11 protein-coding genes are annotated in these 14,067 nt (G+C 59.8%); 5 read left to right on the top strand and 6 right to left on the bottom strand.

Annotation, left to right across the window (positions count from 1 at the left end):
* The first annotated feature begins 22 nt into the window (after positions 1–22).
* Together KBP52_RS17510 and KBP52_RS17505 are read left to right on the top strand one after the other, a co-directional pair.
* A complete protein-coding gene (locus KBP52_RS17510) occupies positions 23–703 on the top strand; it encodes a heavy metal response regulator transcription factor (RefSeq protein ID WP_212620636.1) in 681 nt (226 codons plus the stop codon).
* Positions 693–2,078, top strand: a complete 1,386-nt coding sequence (locus tag KBP52_RS17505; protein WP_212620635.1) for a heavy metal sensor histidine kinase — start codon at positions 693–695, stop codon at positions 2,076–2,078. The genes KBP52_RS17510 and KBP52_RS17505 overlap by 11 nt, the downstream gene beginning before the upstream one ends.
* A gap of 103 nt (positions 2,079–2,181) precedes the next feature.
* Here KBP52_RS17505 and KBP52_RS17500 read toward each other — a convergent pair whose 3' ends face one another.
* Positions 2,182–3,186 carry an AraC family transcriptional regulator gene (locus tag KBP52_RS17500; protein WP_016987596.1) on the bottom strand — a complete coding sequence of 335 codons (1,005 nt, stop codon included), beginning with the start codon at positions 3,184–3,186 and terminating at the stop codon, positions 2,182–2,184.
* A gap of 100 nt (positions 3,187–3,286) precedes the next feature.
* Between KBP52_RS17500 and KBP52_RS17495 the strand changes: the two genes are divergently transcribed.
* Positions 3,287–4,357 carry a fatty acid desaturase gene (locus tag KBP52_RS17495; RefSeq protein ID WP_212620634.1) on the top strand — a complete coding sequence of 357 codons (1,071 nt, stop codon included), beginning with the start codon at positions 3,287–3,289 and terminating at the stop codon, positions 4,355–4,357.
* 200 nt (positions 4,358–4,557) lie between these two features.
* Here the strand turns inward: KBP52_RS17495 and KBP52_RS17490 are convergent, their stop codons facing one another.
* From KBP52_RS17490 to KBP52_RS17480, 3 genes are read right to left on the bottom strand one after another with little or no spacing between them, the layout of a single operon-like run.
* Positions 4,558–6,168 carry an arylsulfatase gene (locus KBP52_RS17490; RefSeq protein WP_212620633.1) on the bottom strand — a complete coding sequence of 537 codons (1,611 nt, stop codon included), beginning with the start codon at positions 6,166–6,168 and terminating at the stop codon, positions 4,558–4,560.
* Positions 6,169–6,182: 14 nt separating this feature from the next.
* A complete protein-coding gene (locus tag KBP52_RS17485; RefSeq protein ID WP_123592903.1) occupies positions 6,183–6,998 on the bottom strand; it encodes an ABC transporter ATP-binding protein in 816 nt (271 codons plus the stop codon).
* A complete protein-coding gene (locus KBP52_RS17480) occupies positions 6,995–8,593 on the bottom strand; it encodes an ABC transporter permease (RefSeq protein ID WP_077570140.1) in 1,599 nt (532 codons plus the stop codon). Before KBP52_RS17480 ends, KBP52_RS17485 begins: the two co-directional genes overlap by 4 nt.
* Positions 8,594–8,984: 391 nt before the next feature.
* Here KBP52_RS17480 and KBP52_RS17475 point away from each other — a divergent pair, with 391 nt between their 5' ends.
* The gene (locus KBP52_RS17475) at positions 8,985–9,998 is read left to right on the top strand and encodes an ABC transporter substrate-binding protein (protein WP_077570142.1); all 1,014 of its coding nucleotides are present in this window, start codon (positions 8,985–8,987) and stop codon (positions 9,996–9,998) included.
* A 95-nt stretch (positions 9,999–10,093) separates the two neighbouring features.
* On the opposite strand, the gene KBP52_RS17470 is transcribed toward KBP52_RS17475, so the two are convergent.
* On the bottom strand, positions 10,094–11,014 hold the full coding sequence (locus KBP52_RS17470) for a LysR family transcriptional regulator (protein WP_064117472.1): 921 nt from the start codon (positions 11,012–11,014) through the stop codon (positions 10,094–10,096).
* 181 nt (positions 11,015–11,195) lie between these two features.
* Between KBP52_RS17470 and KBP52_RS17465 the strand changes: the two genes are divergently transcribed.
* Positions 11,196–12,104, top strand: coding sequence for a TauD/TfdA family dioxygenase (locus KBP52_RS17465; RefSeq protein WP_095113908.1), 909 nt, complete (start codon positions 11,196–11,198; stop codon positions 12,102–12,104).
* A gap of 197 nt (positions 12,105–12,301) precedes the next feature.
* Here the strand turns inward: KBP52_RS17465 and KBP52_RS17460 are convergent, their stop codons facing one another.
* Entirely contained in the window at positions 12,302–13,918 is a 1,617-nt protein-coding gene (locus tag KBP52_RS17460) for an alkaline phosphatase family protein (protein WP_212620632.1), read from the bottom strand.
* Positions 13,919–14,067 lie beyond the last annotated feature (149 nt).

Below are 14,067 nucleotides of genomic sequence, written 5' to 3'. Positions count from 1 at the left end.
GTCTGAATAATCGAGGTGTGCCATGCGTTTGCTGGTCGTAGAAGATGAAGCCAAAACCGCGAATTTCCTCGCCAAAGGCCTGGGCGAGTCGGGTTTCGCCGTGGACGTGGCGCTCAATGGCCTCGATGGTCGCTACTTTATCGAGCAGCAGGCATACGACCTGATCATCCTCGACGTGATGCTCCCCGGGCTCAACGGCTGGCAATTGCTGCAACTGATCCGCCAGCGCGGCGCCACGCCGGTATTGTTCCTGACCGCCAAGGACGCCATCGAAGACCGCGTGCGCGGGCTCGAACTGGGCGCCGACGATTACTTGCTCAAACCCTTCGCCTTCGCCGAACTGCTCGCGCGCGTGCGCACCTTGCTGCGGCGCGGGCCGATGCGCGAAGCCGAGTCGTACACCATCGCCGATCTGGAAATCGACGTACTGCGCCGCCGCGTCAGTCGCGGTGGCCAGCGCATTGCCCTGACCAACAAGGAGTTCGCCCTGCTGCAATTGCTCGCCAGTCGCCAGGGCGAAGTGCTGTCGCGCACGCTGATCGCCTCGCAGGTGTGGAACCTGAATTTCGACAGCGACACCAACATGGTCGAAGTCGCGGTGCGCCGTTTGCGCGCGAAAATCGATGACCCGTACATGCCGAAACTGATCCACACCGTGCGCGGCGTCGGTTATCAGCTGGAAGCCCCTGAAGATGCGCTCTAGGTCGATCGCCTGGCGCCTGGCGCTGGCGTTCGCATTGGTCTGCGCTTTGGTGTTGAGTGCGATTGGTGTGTTTCTCTATCGCTCGCTGGCCTCGGAAATCGCCTACCGCGACGACCTCGCGTTGCTCGGTCGACTGGAGCAAGTGCGCGCCTTGCTCGCCGACAGCGACAGCCTGGGGGCTTTGCAGGCACGCCCCCGGCTGTATCAGAACATGCTCGGCAATCTCGACAGCCTGTTGCTGGTGCGCCGCGCCGACGGTTCCAGCGTGATCGCCATCAATCCACGGCAACGCGAATTGCCGACGCTGAACGCGATCCCCCGCGAGCAAACCCCGCAGCGCCGCGACGTGTTGACGTGGCAAGCGCCGGACGGTGCCGAGCTGGCACTGTTGTCCGGCGAAGCGCAGGGGCCGAACGGCGAGCCGCTGACCGTCATCGCCGGCAAGGTGTTGAGCGAGCGCGAGCAGATGCTCGGTAGCTATCGCTTGCGCTTATATCTGTCGGTTGGACTCGGCGCTTTGCTCGCTTTTGCTTTGGGTTTACTGCTGCTACGACGGGGCCTGCAACCGCTACGTCAGTTGAGCGAAGCGGTACGCGGCATCGATCTGCGTAGCCTCGATCAACGCCTGCCCGCCAACGGCACGCCGGCAGAACTGCTTGAACCGGTACAGGCACTCAACGGCATGCTGGCACGACTGGACGACAGCGTGCAGCGCCTGTCGCAGTTCTCCGCTGACCTCGCCCATGAAATTCGCACGCCGCTGCACACCTTGTTGGCGAGCAACGGGCAGGCGCTGAATCATCCGCGCAGCACCGAGGAGTATCAGGAAGTACTGGCGTCGAACATGGAAGAGTTCGAGCGACTCAAACGCATGGCGGAGAACCTGATGTTCCTCGCTCGTGCGGAGCAGGCAGAACGTGCGCTCAATCTGCAATTGCTGGATCTGCACAGCGTTGGCGGCGAACTGTGTGATTACTTTGAAGCCTTGGCCGATGACCGAGATCTGCGGCTGGACAACCAACTGCAGGGTGAATTGCTTGCCGATCAGCAATTGCTGCAACGGGCGCTCGGGAATTTATTGGCGAATGCCGTGCGCCACGCTGACTCCGGAACCGTGATCAGCTTGCGCCGCCGCGACGAGTCGGGTTGGTGCCGGTTACAAGTGCACAACCATGGCCCGGCCATTGCCTCGGAGCATCTGGGCAAACTGTTCGACCGTTTCTACCGCGTTGATCCTTCGCGCGCGGAGCCGGGGGATTCGGGTGGGTTGGGATTGGCGATCGTACAGTCGATCATGCAGTTGCATGGTGGGCAGGTGTGGGTGAACAGTGATGCTGACGGCACCGTTTTTGAGCTGGGTTTTGCGTTGAATTAAAGGGCCCCTTCGCGAGCAGGCTCGCTCCCACATTTGGAATGCGTTCCCCCTGTAGGAGTGAGCCTGCTCGCGATGGCGCCAGATCAGGCAAACTGATTCTGGATCAGCGCAACCCATCACGAAACTGCCCCGGCGTCATCCCGGTCCAGCGCTTGAACGCGCGGCTGAAACTGCTGGTATCAGCAAAGCCCAGCAAATAACTCACCTCACTCAACGAACACTGCGGATCGCGCAGGTGCAGCAGCGCCAGATTTTCGCGGCTCTCATTCAGCAACGTATCAAATCGACAACCCTCATCCGCCAAGTGCCTTTGCAAACTGCGCAAACTCAAATGCAACGCCTGGGCAATGCGTTCAGCACTCGGCTCACCTTCCGGCAGTTGTTCTTCAATCGCATCGCGAACCTTGCGCTCCCAAGTCAGCGGCTGGAGCTGGGCCATGGTGCGTTTGAGCACTGCTTCATTGTGTTCAGCGAGTTCCGGGTTGGCGTCGTCGAGGTGGCTGTCGAAGTCGGCGAGGGCGAATTCCAGGCGATCTTCGGCACAGCCGAAATGCACCGGAGCGCGGAAGACCTTGTGCCATTGGTGCGCATCGCTCGGTTCCGGGCGGCGCAGGTACACGGCCAGCGGTGCGTAGTCGCGGCCGAGGCGATTGCGGCAGGTGCGCACGTAGATCGCGGTAAACGCATCAATGGCTTCGAAGGCTGGCGCCGGATTGCCTGACGGAATTTTCAGACGAAATTGATAGCGGTCGTCGCCACGACTCAGCTCCAGTTCCAGCGCATCGCTGACCACCGGGTGATAGCGCACGATACGTTCGAACACCTCACGCAGGCTGCCACTGGCGACCAGCGCATAACCGAGCGCATGGAACGTGGTCGGGCTGACAAAGCGAGACACGCGCAGACCAATCGCCGGGTCGCCACTGACCTGCACGGCAATTTCCCACAGGCGCGTGGTGCCGGACAGTGGATAGCGCGCGTTGGGGTCGTCCATCAAATTCGGGTCGAGCCCGGCCTGCTGGCACAGGGCAATGCTGTCCAGTCCCAACGCATCGAGTTGTTTGCGCAAGGCACGGGTCCAGCTGGCGAGGGAGGTCGGTTCCTTCATGCTGATTGGCGCTTCCGGTCAACAGGTTGGCGTTCTCGGCTACCGCAATTGAAGCCTTGGCGAGGCACGATGCGAACATCATAAACCCGAGGATGGAAGCATGGACGGTACTTCTGCAAGTCCCCAACGACACAATGCGGCCCAGCGATCAGCGCATATTCGCCAAGTGGTGCTGGCCAAAGGCGTCGAACTGCGCGAGCGCTACCCGATTCTCAAGCATCAGGATGCGCTGGGCGCGGGGATTCTGGCCTTTGCCCTGATCGGGATGATTGGCTCGGCGGCGCTGTACATCACCGGCCATATGGCGTGGTGGGTGTGCCTGTTGCTCAACGCGTTTTTTGCTTCGCTGACCCATGAGCTGGAACATGACCTGATCCACAGCATGTATTTTCGCAAGCAGCGTGTGCCGCACAATTTGATGATGGGCCTGGTGTGGCTGGCGCGGCCGAGCACGATCAATCCATGGATTCGTCGGCATCTGCACCTCAATCACCACAAGGTCTCCGGCACTGAAACCGACATGGAAGAACGCGCGATCACCAACGGTGAGCCGTGGGGGTTTGCGCGGTTGTTGATGGTCGGCGACAACATGATGTCGGCCTTCATCCGCTTGCTGCGGGCGCCGACCTGGGCGCACAAGTGGAGCATTCTGAAACGGGTTTTCAAAGTCTATGCACCGCTTGCGCTGGTGCATTGGGGCGCGTGGTATGTGTTTCTCGGTTTTCATGCAGCCAATGGCATCGCCTATCTGCTGGGCGCGCCGATCGAATGGTCAGCGACCACATTCTCGGTGATGCAGGTGATCGATATCGCCGCTGTGGTGATTATCGGCCCGAACGTGTTGCGCACGTTTTGCCTGCACTTCATCAGCTCGAACATGCATTACTACGGCGACGTCGAGCTGGGCAATGTGCTGCAGCAGTGCCAGGTGCTCAACCCTTGGTGGTTGTGGCCGTTGCAGGCGTTCTGCTTCAATTTTGGCAGCAGCCACGGGATCCATCACTTTGTCGTGAAGGAGCCGTTTTATATTCGTCAGATGACGGTGCCGGTGGCGCATAAGGTGATGCGTGAGATGGGGGTGCGGTTTAATGATTTTGGGACGTTTGGGCGGGCGAACCGGTTTGTTCGTCGGGATGAGGTTGTGGTGGCAGGGGAGGCGGTGGAGGCCTGACAGAAGGCGCCCTCACCCTAGCCCTCTCCCGGAGGGAGAGGGGACCGATTGGGGGATATTGGGGAAGTACGCCGACCTGAATGTTCCTCATTGAATCCATAATCGACCCGATTTTTCAGGTCGATGTTTGACGAAAGACACCTCGGTCAGTCCCCTCTCCCTCCGGGAGAGGGTTAGGGTGAGGGGCTCTTGATCCTGTATCAATCCGGCTGAAACGGCGACTCACTCAAAATCACCCCGGTCTCCTCGACATACTGCTGCCAATGCCCGATCAACGCGCTGAGCTTCTGCGGCTGACTCACCGCCAGATCATGAATCTCTCCCGGATCGCTGGCCAAATCATAAAGCTGCCAAGTCGCCGGCCCGACCGGTCCCGGGATCCACACCGCTTTCCAAGACCCTTGCCGAATCGCCCTTCGGCCAAACAATTCCCAACCCGTCACCGTGTGCTCGTCATGCACCTGCGCAGTCTCGCCGGACAAGAATCCCAACCACGATTTGCCACGCAACGGCGCCACCGGTTTACCGTGCCACAGCTTGCCCGGATGACGCACGCCAGCCAGATCGAGAATGGTTGGCGTGATATCCATCACCGTGCCGAAGCCATGGCTGATCTGTCCTTTGATCGCCAATTGCGGATAGTGCAACAGCGCCGGCACGCGAATCCCGCCCTCGGTGGTAAAAGCCTTGAACAGCCGCGACGGTGCGGTAGCCACTTGCGCCCAGTTCGGCCCGTACCAGACGTAAGAATTGGCCCGGCCAATGTTGTCGAGGCTGTTGTCGTAATGCTGGCTGAGGTACGTCACCAGTTCCGGGCCGAATTTGGGGAACGCTTCAAGCAGCGCACCTTCGGCACCGTTGTCAGACATGAACAGGATGAACGTGTTGTCGAGCTGCCCCTGCTGGCGCAGATAATCGACAACCCTGCCAATGTTCCAGTCCATGCGCTCGACCATCGCCGCGTAGACCTCCATCGCCCGCGCGGAAATCTGTTTTTGTTCCTCGCTCAATGCGTCCCACTGCTGGGTCAACTGAATCAAAGGATGCGGCTCGACGTCTGGCTCAATCAGGCCGAGGGCTTTGAGTTTTTCCAGTCGCTCCAAGCGCAGCACTTCAGGGCCGGCGTCATAGCGCCCAAGGTATTTCTCAACGATCTCGGCAGGCGCCTGCAACGGCCAGTGCGGCGCGGAGAACGGCAAATAGGCGAAGAACGGCCGGGTCTGGTCACGTTCCTTGAGGTACTGCAGCAACTTGTCGCCGAAGGCATCGGAGGAATAAAAGTCCTTCGGCAACTCATCAAGGAAAGTATCGTCCTCGATGTACAGCGCCGGAGTGGATTTCAGCAGACCGGGCGTTTGCTCATCGTAGGTCGGCTCGAAACCATAGTGATTGGCCGCGCCTGGCAGCAGCGAAAACGAGCGCTCGAAACCCCGCGCATGGGGCGCCAGTTCAGCCTTCAAACCGAGGTGCCATTTGCCGCTCATCAAGGTTTGATAACCGGCCTCGCGCAGCAACTCCGGCAGCGCCACCACGCGGTCGTTGAGGTAGCCCTCATAACCCGGTTTACCGATCAGTTCCGGCGTCAGCGTTTCGGCCATGGTGCCGATGCCGGCGATGTGGTGATCGGTGCCGGTGAGCAACATCGAGCGGGTCGGCGAGCAGGTCGGTGCGGTATGAAAATCGGTGAGGCGCAGGCCATTGTTGGCCAGGGCATCAAGGTGCGGCGTGGCGATTTCGCCGCCGAACGCGCCGATGTCGGAGAAGCCAAGATCGTCGGCCAGAATCACCAGAAAATTGGGACGTTGCGGCATCGCAAAACTCCTGTTCAGCAGGCAATGAACGTCAACGGCAGATCGCGGATCTGTACCGGTACGCTCGGTTGGTAATGGTCGTCACTGGTCAGTTCGTGCAGCAGCTCTTCACGCAACTGATGGAAGTCGAAACTGCTGCGCTGGCGCGGATGGGGCAGGGCGATGTCGACCACTTGCTTGATCCGCCCCGGGCGCGGCTCCATCACCACCACGCGGTCGGCGAGGAAGATCGCTTCTTCGACGTCATGGGTGACGAGGATCGTGGTGATTTTTGCGCGGTCGCGAATCGCCAGCAGTTCGTCCTGCATTTGCTGGCGGGTCAGCGCATCAAGCGCGCCGAACGGTTCGTCGAGCAGCAGAATTCTTGGACTGGCAACCAGGCCGCGAGCAATAGCCACACGCTGCGCCATGCCACCGGAGAGTTGGTGCGGATAAGCGCGGGTGAAGTCGCGCAGGCCCACCAGATCGATGAAGTCGTTGATCCGCTGCTGCTTTTGCGCAGTGCTCAGCGGCTCGTTGACCAGACCCAGACCGATGTTGTCGGCGACGGTCAGCCACGGGAATAAACGGTGTTCCTGAAAGACGATGCCGCGCTCGCCGCCAATGCCGCTGACGGCTTTGCCATCCACGGTGATCTGCCCGCGAAACTGCGTATCAAGACCCACCAGCAAACGCAGCAAGGTAGATTTGCCGCAACCGCTGGAACCGACAATGGCGACGAATTCGCCCTCGGCGATGTCCAGATTGAATTCGCGAATCGCCTCCAGTTCGAAACCGTCGACATCGAAGGATTTGCCTACGTGGGTGAAGCTGACAATCGGTGCGTTCATGCGTGTCTCCAGCGGGTCGCGCGAATTTCCAGGCGTTGGCCAATGAGGTTGAGCAGGGCGCCGGTGAGACCGACGAAAAGCATGCCGGCCATGATCAGATCCATGCGCAACAACTGTTGTGCGCCGATCATCTGGCTGCCGATGCCGCCGTTGGACGGCATGAAATATTCAGCACCGATGGTGCCGAGCCAGGCGTAGATCAGGCTCAGCCTGAGCCCTGCAAAAATCCCCGGCGCAGCGCCCGGCAACACCAGTCGACGCAGGCGTTGGCCGAGGCTGAGGCGCAGGACTTGAGCGGCTTCGTTGAGTTGTGGCGAGAGGTTGGCGACGCTGCGTTGCGTGGCGATAAACAGCGGAAAGAACGCGGCGAGGGCGACGAACACCCACTTGGCCAATTCGCCGAGACCGAACCATGCGGTAAGCAGCGGCACCCAGGCGAAAATGGCGATCTGGCGGAGGGCGGCGAGGGTCGGACCGAGCAGGCGTTCGCTGGTGCGCGACAAGCCCAGCAGCAAGCCGAGGGCGAAACCGAGTCCGCCGCCCAACAGCAAACCGCCGAGGGTGCGACTGAGGCTGAGCGCCATGCCGCTGATCAACGTGCCATCAAGCAGACCGTCCCATGCCGTGCTCAAAACGGCCAACGGGCTGACCAGAATGTTGGCATCGACCCACTGCAGTTCGTTTGCCAATTGCCACAGCGCCAACAAGCCCAGCGGCAGCAGCCACGGTTGCAGACGCTGCCAGCCTGCATAGCGCGGGCCGCGACGAATTTCGGCGGTGGCCGGATGCGGCCAGTGCACCAGTTTCTTGTCCAGCAGGCCGATGCCGCGATCCATCGCCACACCAATCAAACCGATCACCACGATGCAGACGAACACGATGTCGAGCATGAACAACTGCCGCGCCCAGACCATCAGGTAACCGATGCCTTCACTGGAGGCCAACAGTTCGACCGCCAGCAACGAAGTCCATCCGGCGGCCAGTGCCAGACGCACGCCAGCCATGAACGCGGGGAGGGCGGCGGGCAAGACCAGGCGGCGCACTAGCAAGTGCGGCGGCAGACGCAGAACCGCGGCGGCTTCACGCAACTTCGGTTGGGCGTCGCGTACGCCGACCAGCGTATGCAGGGTCACCGGCACCACTACCGCTTTGATCAGCACCACCAGTTTCAACACCTCGCCGATGCCGAAAAACACCATGAACAACGGAATCCAGGCCAGCGTCGGTATTTGCGAAAGTCCGGCGAAGGTCGGGAAGATCAGGCGTTCGAGACGTCGGCTAAAACCCAGCGCAGCACCCAGTACCGCGCCCGCCGAAATCCCTGCGAGCAAACCCCAGAACAAGCGTTGCAGGCTGATCCACAAATGGCTCCACAATTCGCCTTGCGACAACTCGACAGCGCTGTTCCACACCAGTGACGGCGCGGGCAGGATCTGTTCGCTCATCCACTCATTACGCGCGGCCAGCCACCACAGCGCGAACAGACTCAGCGGCAGCAGCCACGGCAACAGGCGTTGGTTCAGGCTGGGCCAGGTGCGGCGGCTTTTCAGCGGCGGCGCGGGGAGTGGGAGACTGAGCAAGGATTGGCGGGCCATGGGTGACCTCCGTTGTCGGGTTGGCTCAAGATCAAAAGATCGCAGCCTTCGGCAGCTCCTACGGGGGGAATGCGTCCTTGAATTGACCCCTGTAGGAGCTGCCGAAGGCTGCGATCTCTTGCGATATTAACTAAGAGCTAATGGTTATAAGTAATCTGTAATAAGTTGTTTTTAGAGATAAGCAGCGCCATTTAAGGCTTCCAGACCACACGCATCCAATGCATTCGAAGAATATTTTCGATGCTGTTAATGCATACGCCGCTGCAAGCCCCGTTAATGCTTGCTTAGCGTTAAAAGCTATAAAAATGTGCATTTATAGTATTTAAGCGAAGGTATTCATTCGGCCTACTTTCGGCTCCTCAACGCCCGTCGTGATCAAGGAGCTGCACCCATGAACCTCCCCTTCAAACGTGTTTTCAGTCTGTTTGCCGTTCCTGCACTGGCGGGCCTGCTGGCGTTCACCGCTCACGCTGATGAACTCAAGGAAATCAGAATCGCCGTGCCCGACCTGAGCGCCGGCACCCAGCACAGCGGCGGCGGTGTGGTCGACGTGTTGCGTGATCAGCAGATCTTCGAAAAAGCCTTCGCCGATCAGGGCATCAAGATTCAGTGGAGTTTCTTCAAAGGTGCCGGGCCGGTGATCAACGAGGCATTTGCCAATGGTCAGGTTGATTTGGCGTATCTGGGCGATCTGGCGGCAATCATCGGCAAGTCCAATGGCCTCGATACCCGCTTGCTCAGCGCCAGTGCCCGTGGCGTGAAGCAGTATCTGGGCGTGGTGCCGGGTTCGGGGATCAAGACTCTCCAGGATCTCAAAGGCAAGCGTGTGGCGATTTTCCGCGGTACCGCGACACAGCTCTCGTTTGACGCGGCGCTGGCCAGTCAGGGCTTGAGCGAGAAGGATCTGAAAGTCATCAACCTCGACTTCACCGGCGCAACCGCTGCGCTGGCAGCGAAGCAGATCGATGCATCGTGGGGCAGTTCCGGATTGGCGGCGCTACAGATCAAAGGCTTGGCCGAGTTGCCGCTGAACACCAAGGATCTCGGTGGTGCGGGCAGTGTGCAGTCGGTTCTGGTCGGCACCGGCAAGTTTGTCGATGCGCACCCGGAGGCGGTGGCGAAATTGCTCAAGGCGCAGCAGCAGGCGGTGGAGTGGCTGACCCAGGACAGCAACAAGGCTGCCTACGTGCAATTGGTCTCGGGGCTGGCGAGTTATCCGCCGGTGATCCTCACCGAGGATCTGAAGGATCAGAAATTGAGCGAAGTGTTCCCGTCGACGCTGGATCCGGTGTTCCTTGGCAGCTTGCAGGACAAAGTGGATCTGGCGGCGCAGCAGAAGCTGATTCGCAAACCGTTCAAGGTCAATGATTGGGTGGCGCCTGAACTGGCAGCGGCCAAACTCTGAATCTCTAGCGTTTGACCCGGTGCCATCGCGAGCAGGCTCACTCCTACATTTGGAATGCGTTCCCCTGTAGGAGTGAGCCTGCTCGCGATAGCGTACTAAACAGCGACACTGACTTCCTGCCGATCCACCGCCACCAATGTCTCAATCAGCGCCCGCGCCGCCGGCGACAGGCGAAACCCGGTGCGACTGACAATCCCGCAGCGCGCATTCATGCTCTCCAGGTTCTGCGGCAAATTGCGCCAGTGCAGCAACACCAGCGAACCCTTGGCAATGTCCTCGACAAACGCCTCTTCCGTACCGACGCCAATCGCATTCGATTGCAGCACCACTTTCACCAGTGCCGGAAAGTGCTCGGTCTCGATGGTCGGGGAAAAATCGATGCGCCCACTGAGGTTCGCCAATAATTTGCGAATCCCCGGCGGGATCAGCGTCGTCGCCAACGGGTAGTCGAACATGTCGTTGGTCGACAGGCTTTCCTTGGCCAATAACGGATGCCCCGGCCGGCAGAAAAATACCCCGCGCTTGGGCGTCAGGGCCTGGGTCTGGAAGTTCGGATCGGACTCGAAATGGCGGATGTCGGCAATGAAGAATTCGATCTCTTCACGGCTCAACGCGCGGCTGAGTTTTTCCCAGTTATCCACCTGAAAACAGGTGCGCACTTTCGGGTGCGCATTGATGAATTGCGCCACCGCATCCGGCACCAGTTTTACCGCCGGCGCCGGGCCGCAACCGAAGTGCACTTCACCGGCATCGAGCTTGGTCATCTGCGTCACTTCGGCACTGAGCAGCGCGGCGCCTTGCACCAGGCTCAGGGCGTGTTGCAGCACCACCTGGCCCTCAGGCGTGGGGCGCAAATCCTTGTTGCCGCGATCCACCAGCACGCAGCCGAACTCCTGCTCAAGCCCCTGAATGCTGCGGCTGAACGCCGGTTGAGTAATGCCCATCGCGTCCGCCGCGCGGACAAAACTGCGGTGTTCGTTGAGGGCGATGAAGTAACGCAACTGGCGAAGATCCATATGCTTTTCCGGCATCCTAAAAATAGCTCGAAGGCATTTGCGACGAGGGTTGTTAGAGGTTTTAAATGCAAGCTCTTATTCCGTCAACGAAGCATGTGAATATCTATTAGATGTAAATGGAATATAGATAGAGCGTTGTTTCGCTGCCGTCCAACCGTAAGCAGTCGATGAGGGCCTACCCATGAGCAATGCCGCACTCGCAGTAAAACCCGCTGTCCACGCGCTGGAAATTCATCCGGTGGCCGGTCGTATCGGCGCCGAGATTCGTGGCGTGCATTTGTCCGGTGAGCTGGACGCCGCCACGGTCGAAGCGATTCAGCAGGCGCTGGTTCAGTACAAAGTTGTGTTCTTCCGTGAGCAGACTCAGCTTGATGATCAGCGTCAGGAAGCCTTCGCCCATCTGCTCGGCGAACCGGTGGCGCACCCGACCGTGCCGTCGCGTGAAGGCACGCGTTATCTGCTCGAACTGGACGGCGCTGAAGGCCAGCGCGCCAACTCCTGGCACACCGACGTGACCTTCGTCGACGCCTACCCGAAAGCTTCGATCCTGCGCTCGGTGGTGGCCCCGGCCTTCGGCGGCGACACCCTGTGGGCGAACACCGCGACGGCGTACAACGGCTTGCCAACCGAACTGCGTGAACTGGCCGACAAACTGGTTGCCGTGCACAGCAACGAATACGACTACGCCAGCGCGAAGCCGGACGTCTCGGCAGAGAAGCTTGAGCGCTATCGCAAGGTCTTCACCTCCACCGTTTACGAGACTGAGCACCCGGTGGTCCGCGTGCATCCGATCAGTGGCGAAAAGAGCTTGCTGCTGGGGCATTTCGTCAAACGTATCAAGGGTTATTCGCAGGCGGATTCGGCGCACCTGTTCGGGCTGTTGCAGAGTCATGTGATCCGCCAGGAAAACACCGTGCGCTGGCGCTGGAAGGCCGGTGATGTGGCGATCTGGGATAACCGTTCGACGCAGCATTATGCGATTGATGATTACGGCACTCAGGATCGGGTGGTGCGTCGGGTGACGTTGAAGGGGGAAGTGCCGGTGGGCGCGAATGGGCAGCGTAGTCAGACCATCAAGGGTCGTGACTGAAGATCAACAGCCCCTCACCCCAGCCCTTTCCCAGAGGGAGAGGGAGCCGACCGAGTTGTCTTTCGGGATGCATCGACCTGAACAATCCGTTCGATGTTGGATTCGGCAAAGCAGAATCAGGTCGGCGTATAGCTAAAAAACAACTCGGTCAGTCCCCTCTCCCTCTGGGAGAGGGTTAGGGTGAGGGGCTCTTAAAGCTACCAAACACCAATCTGAACAACCTTCTCGGACTCCGGCTCTCCATAACGAAACCGTTGCCCACGCAAATCAATCTCCTGATGACTGATCGTCGTCCGTCGCTTCAACCCGCGCACCCACTCAAACAAATACCCCGAATGCTCCTCGCGCACCGCCGCATACGCCGGATCCTCGCCCAAATCCCGCAACTCCTGCGGATCATTCAACAGGTCAAACAACTGCGGCCGAAAGCCGTCGTACGCCAGGTATTTCCAGCGCTCGCTACGCACCATGGTCATGCGGCAACGATCAATCGGCTGGCCCAGACGCTCACGCGCCGGCGCTTGGAAGGCGTAGTCGTATTCGCTGATCGCATAGCGGCGCCAGTCCGGATGTTCACCGTGCAGAAGCGGGATCAACGAACGCCCTTCAAGCCGATGCTCCGCCCCCGGCAATCCCAATGCCTGAAGAAACGTCGGCAACGCATCAATGGTTTCCGCCAGTCGATCATCCACCGTTCCGCGCGTGACATCCGCCGCCGCCCGAGGATCGCGCACGATCAACGGCACGCCCACCGCCTGCTCCAGCAAAAACTCCTTCTCGCCTAACCAGTGGTCACCGAGGAAGTCGCCGTGATCGCTGGTGAACACGATCAACGTGTCATCCCAGCGACCGTTGCTCTGCAGAAAATCGAACAGCCGTCCGAGTTGATCATCCACCTGCTTGATCAGACCCATGTACGTAGGGATTACAGTCAATCGTACTGAATCGCGGGAAAAGTTGAGGCTTTCCTCATGCTGGCGAAAGGCAGTGTATACGGGGTGTTTGCTGGCTTCGGAGGGCGTCGCGCGGACCGCTTCAAGAATCGATTTCGTACTGTACAAGGCGTGGTACGGCGCTGGTACGATGTAGGGCCAGTGCGGTTTGATATAGGAAAGGTGTAAACACCACGATTTCTCGCCTTGCTCGGTGATGAAGTCGATGGCTCGATTTGTAGTGTAGACAGTCTCTGAGTGCTGCTCGGGAATTCGTGCTGGCAAATTCGCATGACGCATTTGCCAGCCGCTGAGGATTTCACCATTGGCGCCTTCGGCGGCGTTGGCCCAGTCGTGCCAGGGGTTTTTGCCGTCGAAGCCGTGTTCACGCAGGTAATGGGTATAGGGCGCGGATTCGCGTTTGTCATCGAACAGCGGGTCGTCGGGATAGATGCCGTCATGGCGCATGTACGGTTCGAAGCCGACTTCGTTGAGGATTTCGGCCTGTTCGCTTTCGGGATTGATCGCCAGGCGTTGCAAGGCATCGACATTCGCCGTGGCGTGGGTCTTGCCGACCAGCGCGGTACGAATGCCGTGCGGGCGCAGATAGTCGCCGATGGTCAGTTCTTCCAGCGGCAACGGCACGGCGTTCCACGCGACTTGATGGCTGCTGACATAGCGTCCGGTGTAAGCCGACATCCGCGACGGGCCGCAGATCGTGCCTTGGGTGTAGGCGTGGCTGAAACGTACGCCGGCGGCAGCGAGTCGATCGATGTTGGGTGTATGCAGATGCGGATGGCCGTAGCAGGACAGGTAATCGCGGCGCAGTTGATCGCACATGATGTACAGCACGTTGCGCACGGGGTTTGGCGGGGTGGGCATGGGGTTCACCGGTCAGAAGGACAGGCGAGGGTTTTCGCTTTCGGCGGGGGTGTTCGGCAAGTGCATTTGGGGAATGGGTTTTATGCAGGAAATGCATGGGTGGCTGTACTGGCGCTATCGCGAGCAGGCTCACTCCTACAGGGGAATGC

Source organism: Pseudomonas sp. SCA2728.1_7 (assembly GCF_018138145.1).
In the GTDB taxonomy this organism is placed as follows: domain Bacteria; phylum Pseudomonadota; class Gammaproteobacteria; order Pseudomonadales; family Pseudomonadaceae; genus Aquipseudomonas; species Aquipseudomonas koreensis_A.
This window is presented reverse-complemented; position numbering and strand designations above follow the sequence as displayed.

Bases quoted from the DNA above. Each gene is read 5' to 3' on its own strand.
- KBP52_RS17490 (WP_212620633.1), bottom strand. From the start codon at position 6,168: ATGCCGCAACGTCCCAATTTTCTGGTGATTCTGGCCGACGATCTTGGC.
- KBP52_RS17480 (WP_077570140.1), bottom strand. From the start codon at position 8,593: ATGGCCCGCCAATCCTTGCTCAGTCTCCCACTCCCCGCGCCGCCGCTG.
- KBP52_RS17505 (WP_212620635.1), top strand. From the start codon at position 693: ATGCGCTCTAGGTCGATCGCCTGGCGCCTGGCGCTGGCGTTCGCATTG.
- KBP52_RS17500 (WP_016987596.1), bottom strand. From the start codon at position 3,186: ATGAAGGAACCGACCTCCCTCGCCAGCTGGACCCGTGCCTTGCGCAAA.
- KBP52_RS17465 (WP_095113908.1), top strand. From the start codon at position 11,196: ATGAGCAATGCCGCACTCGCAGTAAAACCCGCTGTCCACGCGCTGGAA.
- KBP52_RS17475 (WP_077570142.1), top strand. From the start codon at position 8,985: ATGAACCTCCCCTTCAAACGTGTTTTCAGTCTGTTTGCCGTTCCTGCA.
- KBP52_RS17460 (WP_212620632.1), bottom strand. From the start codon at position 13,918: ATGCCCACCCCGCCAAACCCCGTGCGCAACGTGCTGTACATCATGTGC.
- KBP52_RS17485 (WP_123592903.1), bottom strand. From the start codon at position 6,998: ATGAACGCACCGATTGTCAGCTTCACCCACGTAGGCAAATCCTTCGAT.
- KBP52_RS17495 (WP_212620634.1), top strand. From the start codon at position 3,287: ATGGACGGTACTTCTGCAAGTCCCCAACGACACAATGCGGCCCAGCGA.
- KBP52_RS17510 (WP_212620636.1), top strand. From the start codon at position 23: ATGCGTTTGCTGGTCGTAGAAGATGAAGCCAAAACCGCGAATTTCCTC.
- KBP52_RS17470 (WP_064117472.1), bottom strand. From the start codon at position 11,014: ATGGATCTTCGCCAGTTGCGTTACTTCATCGCCCTCAACGAACACCGC.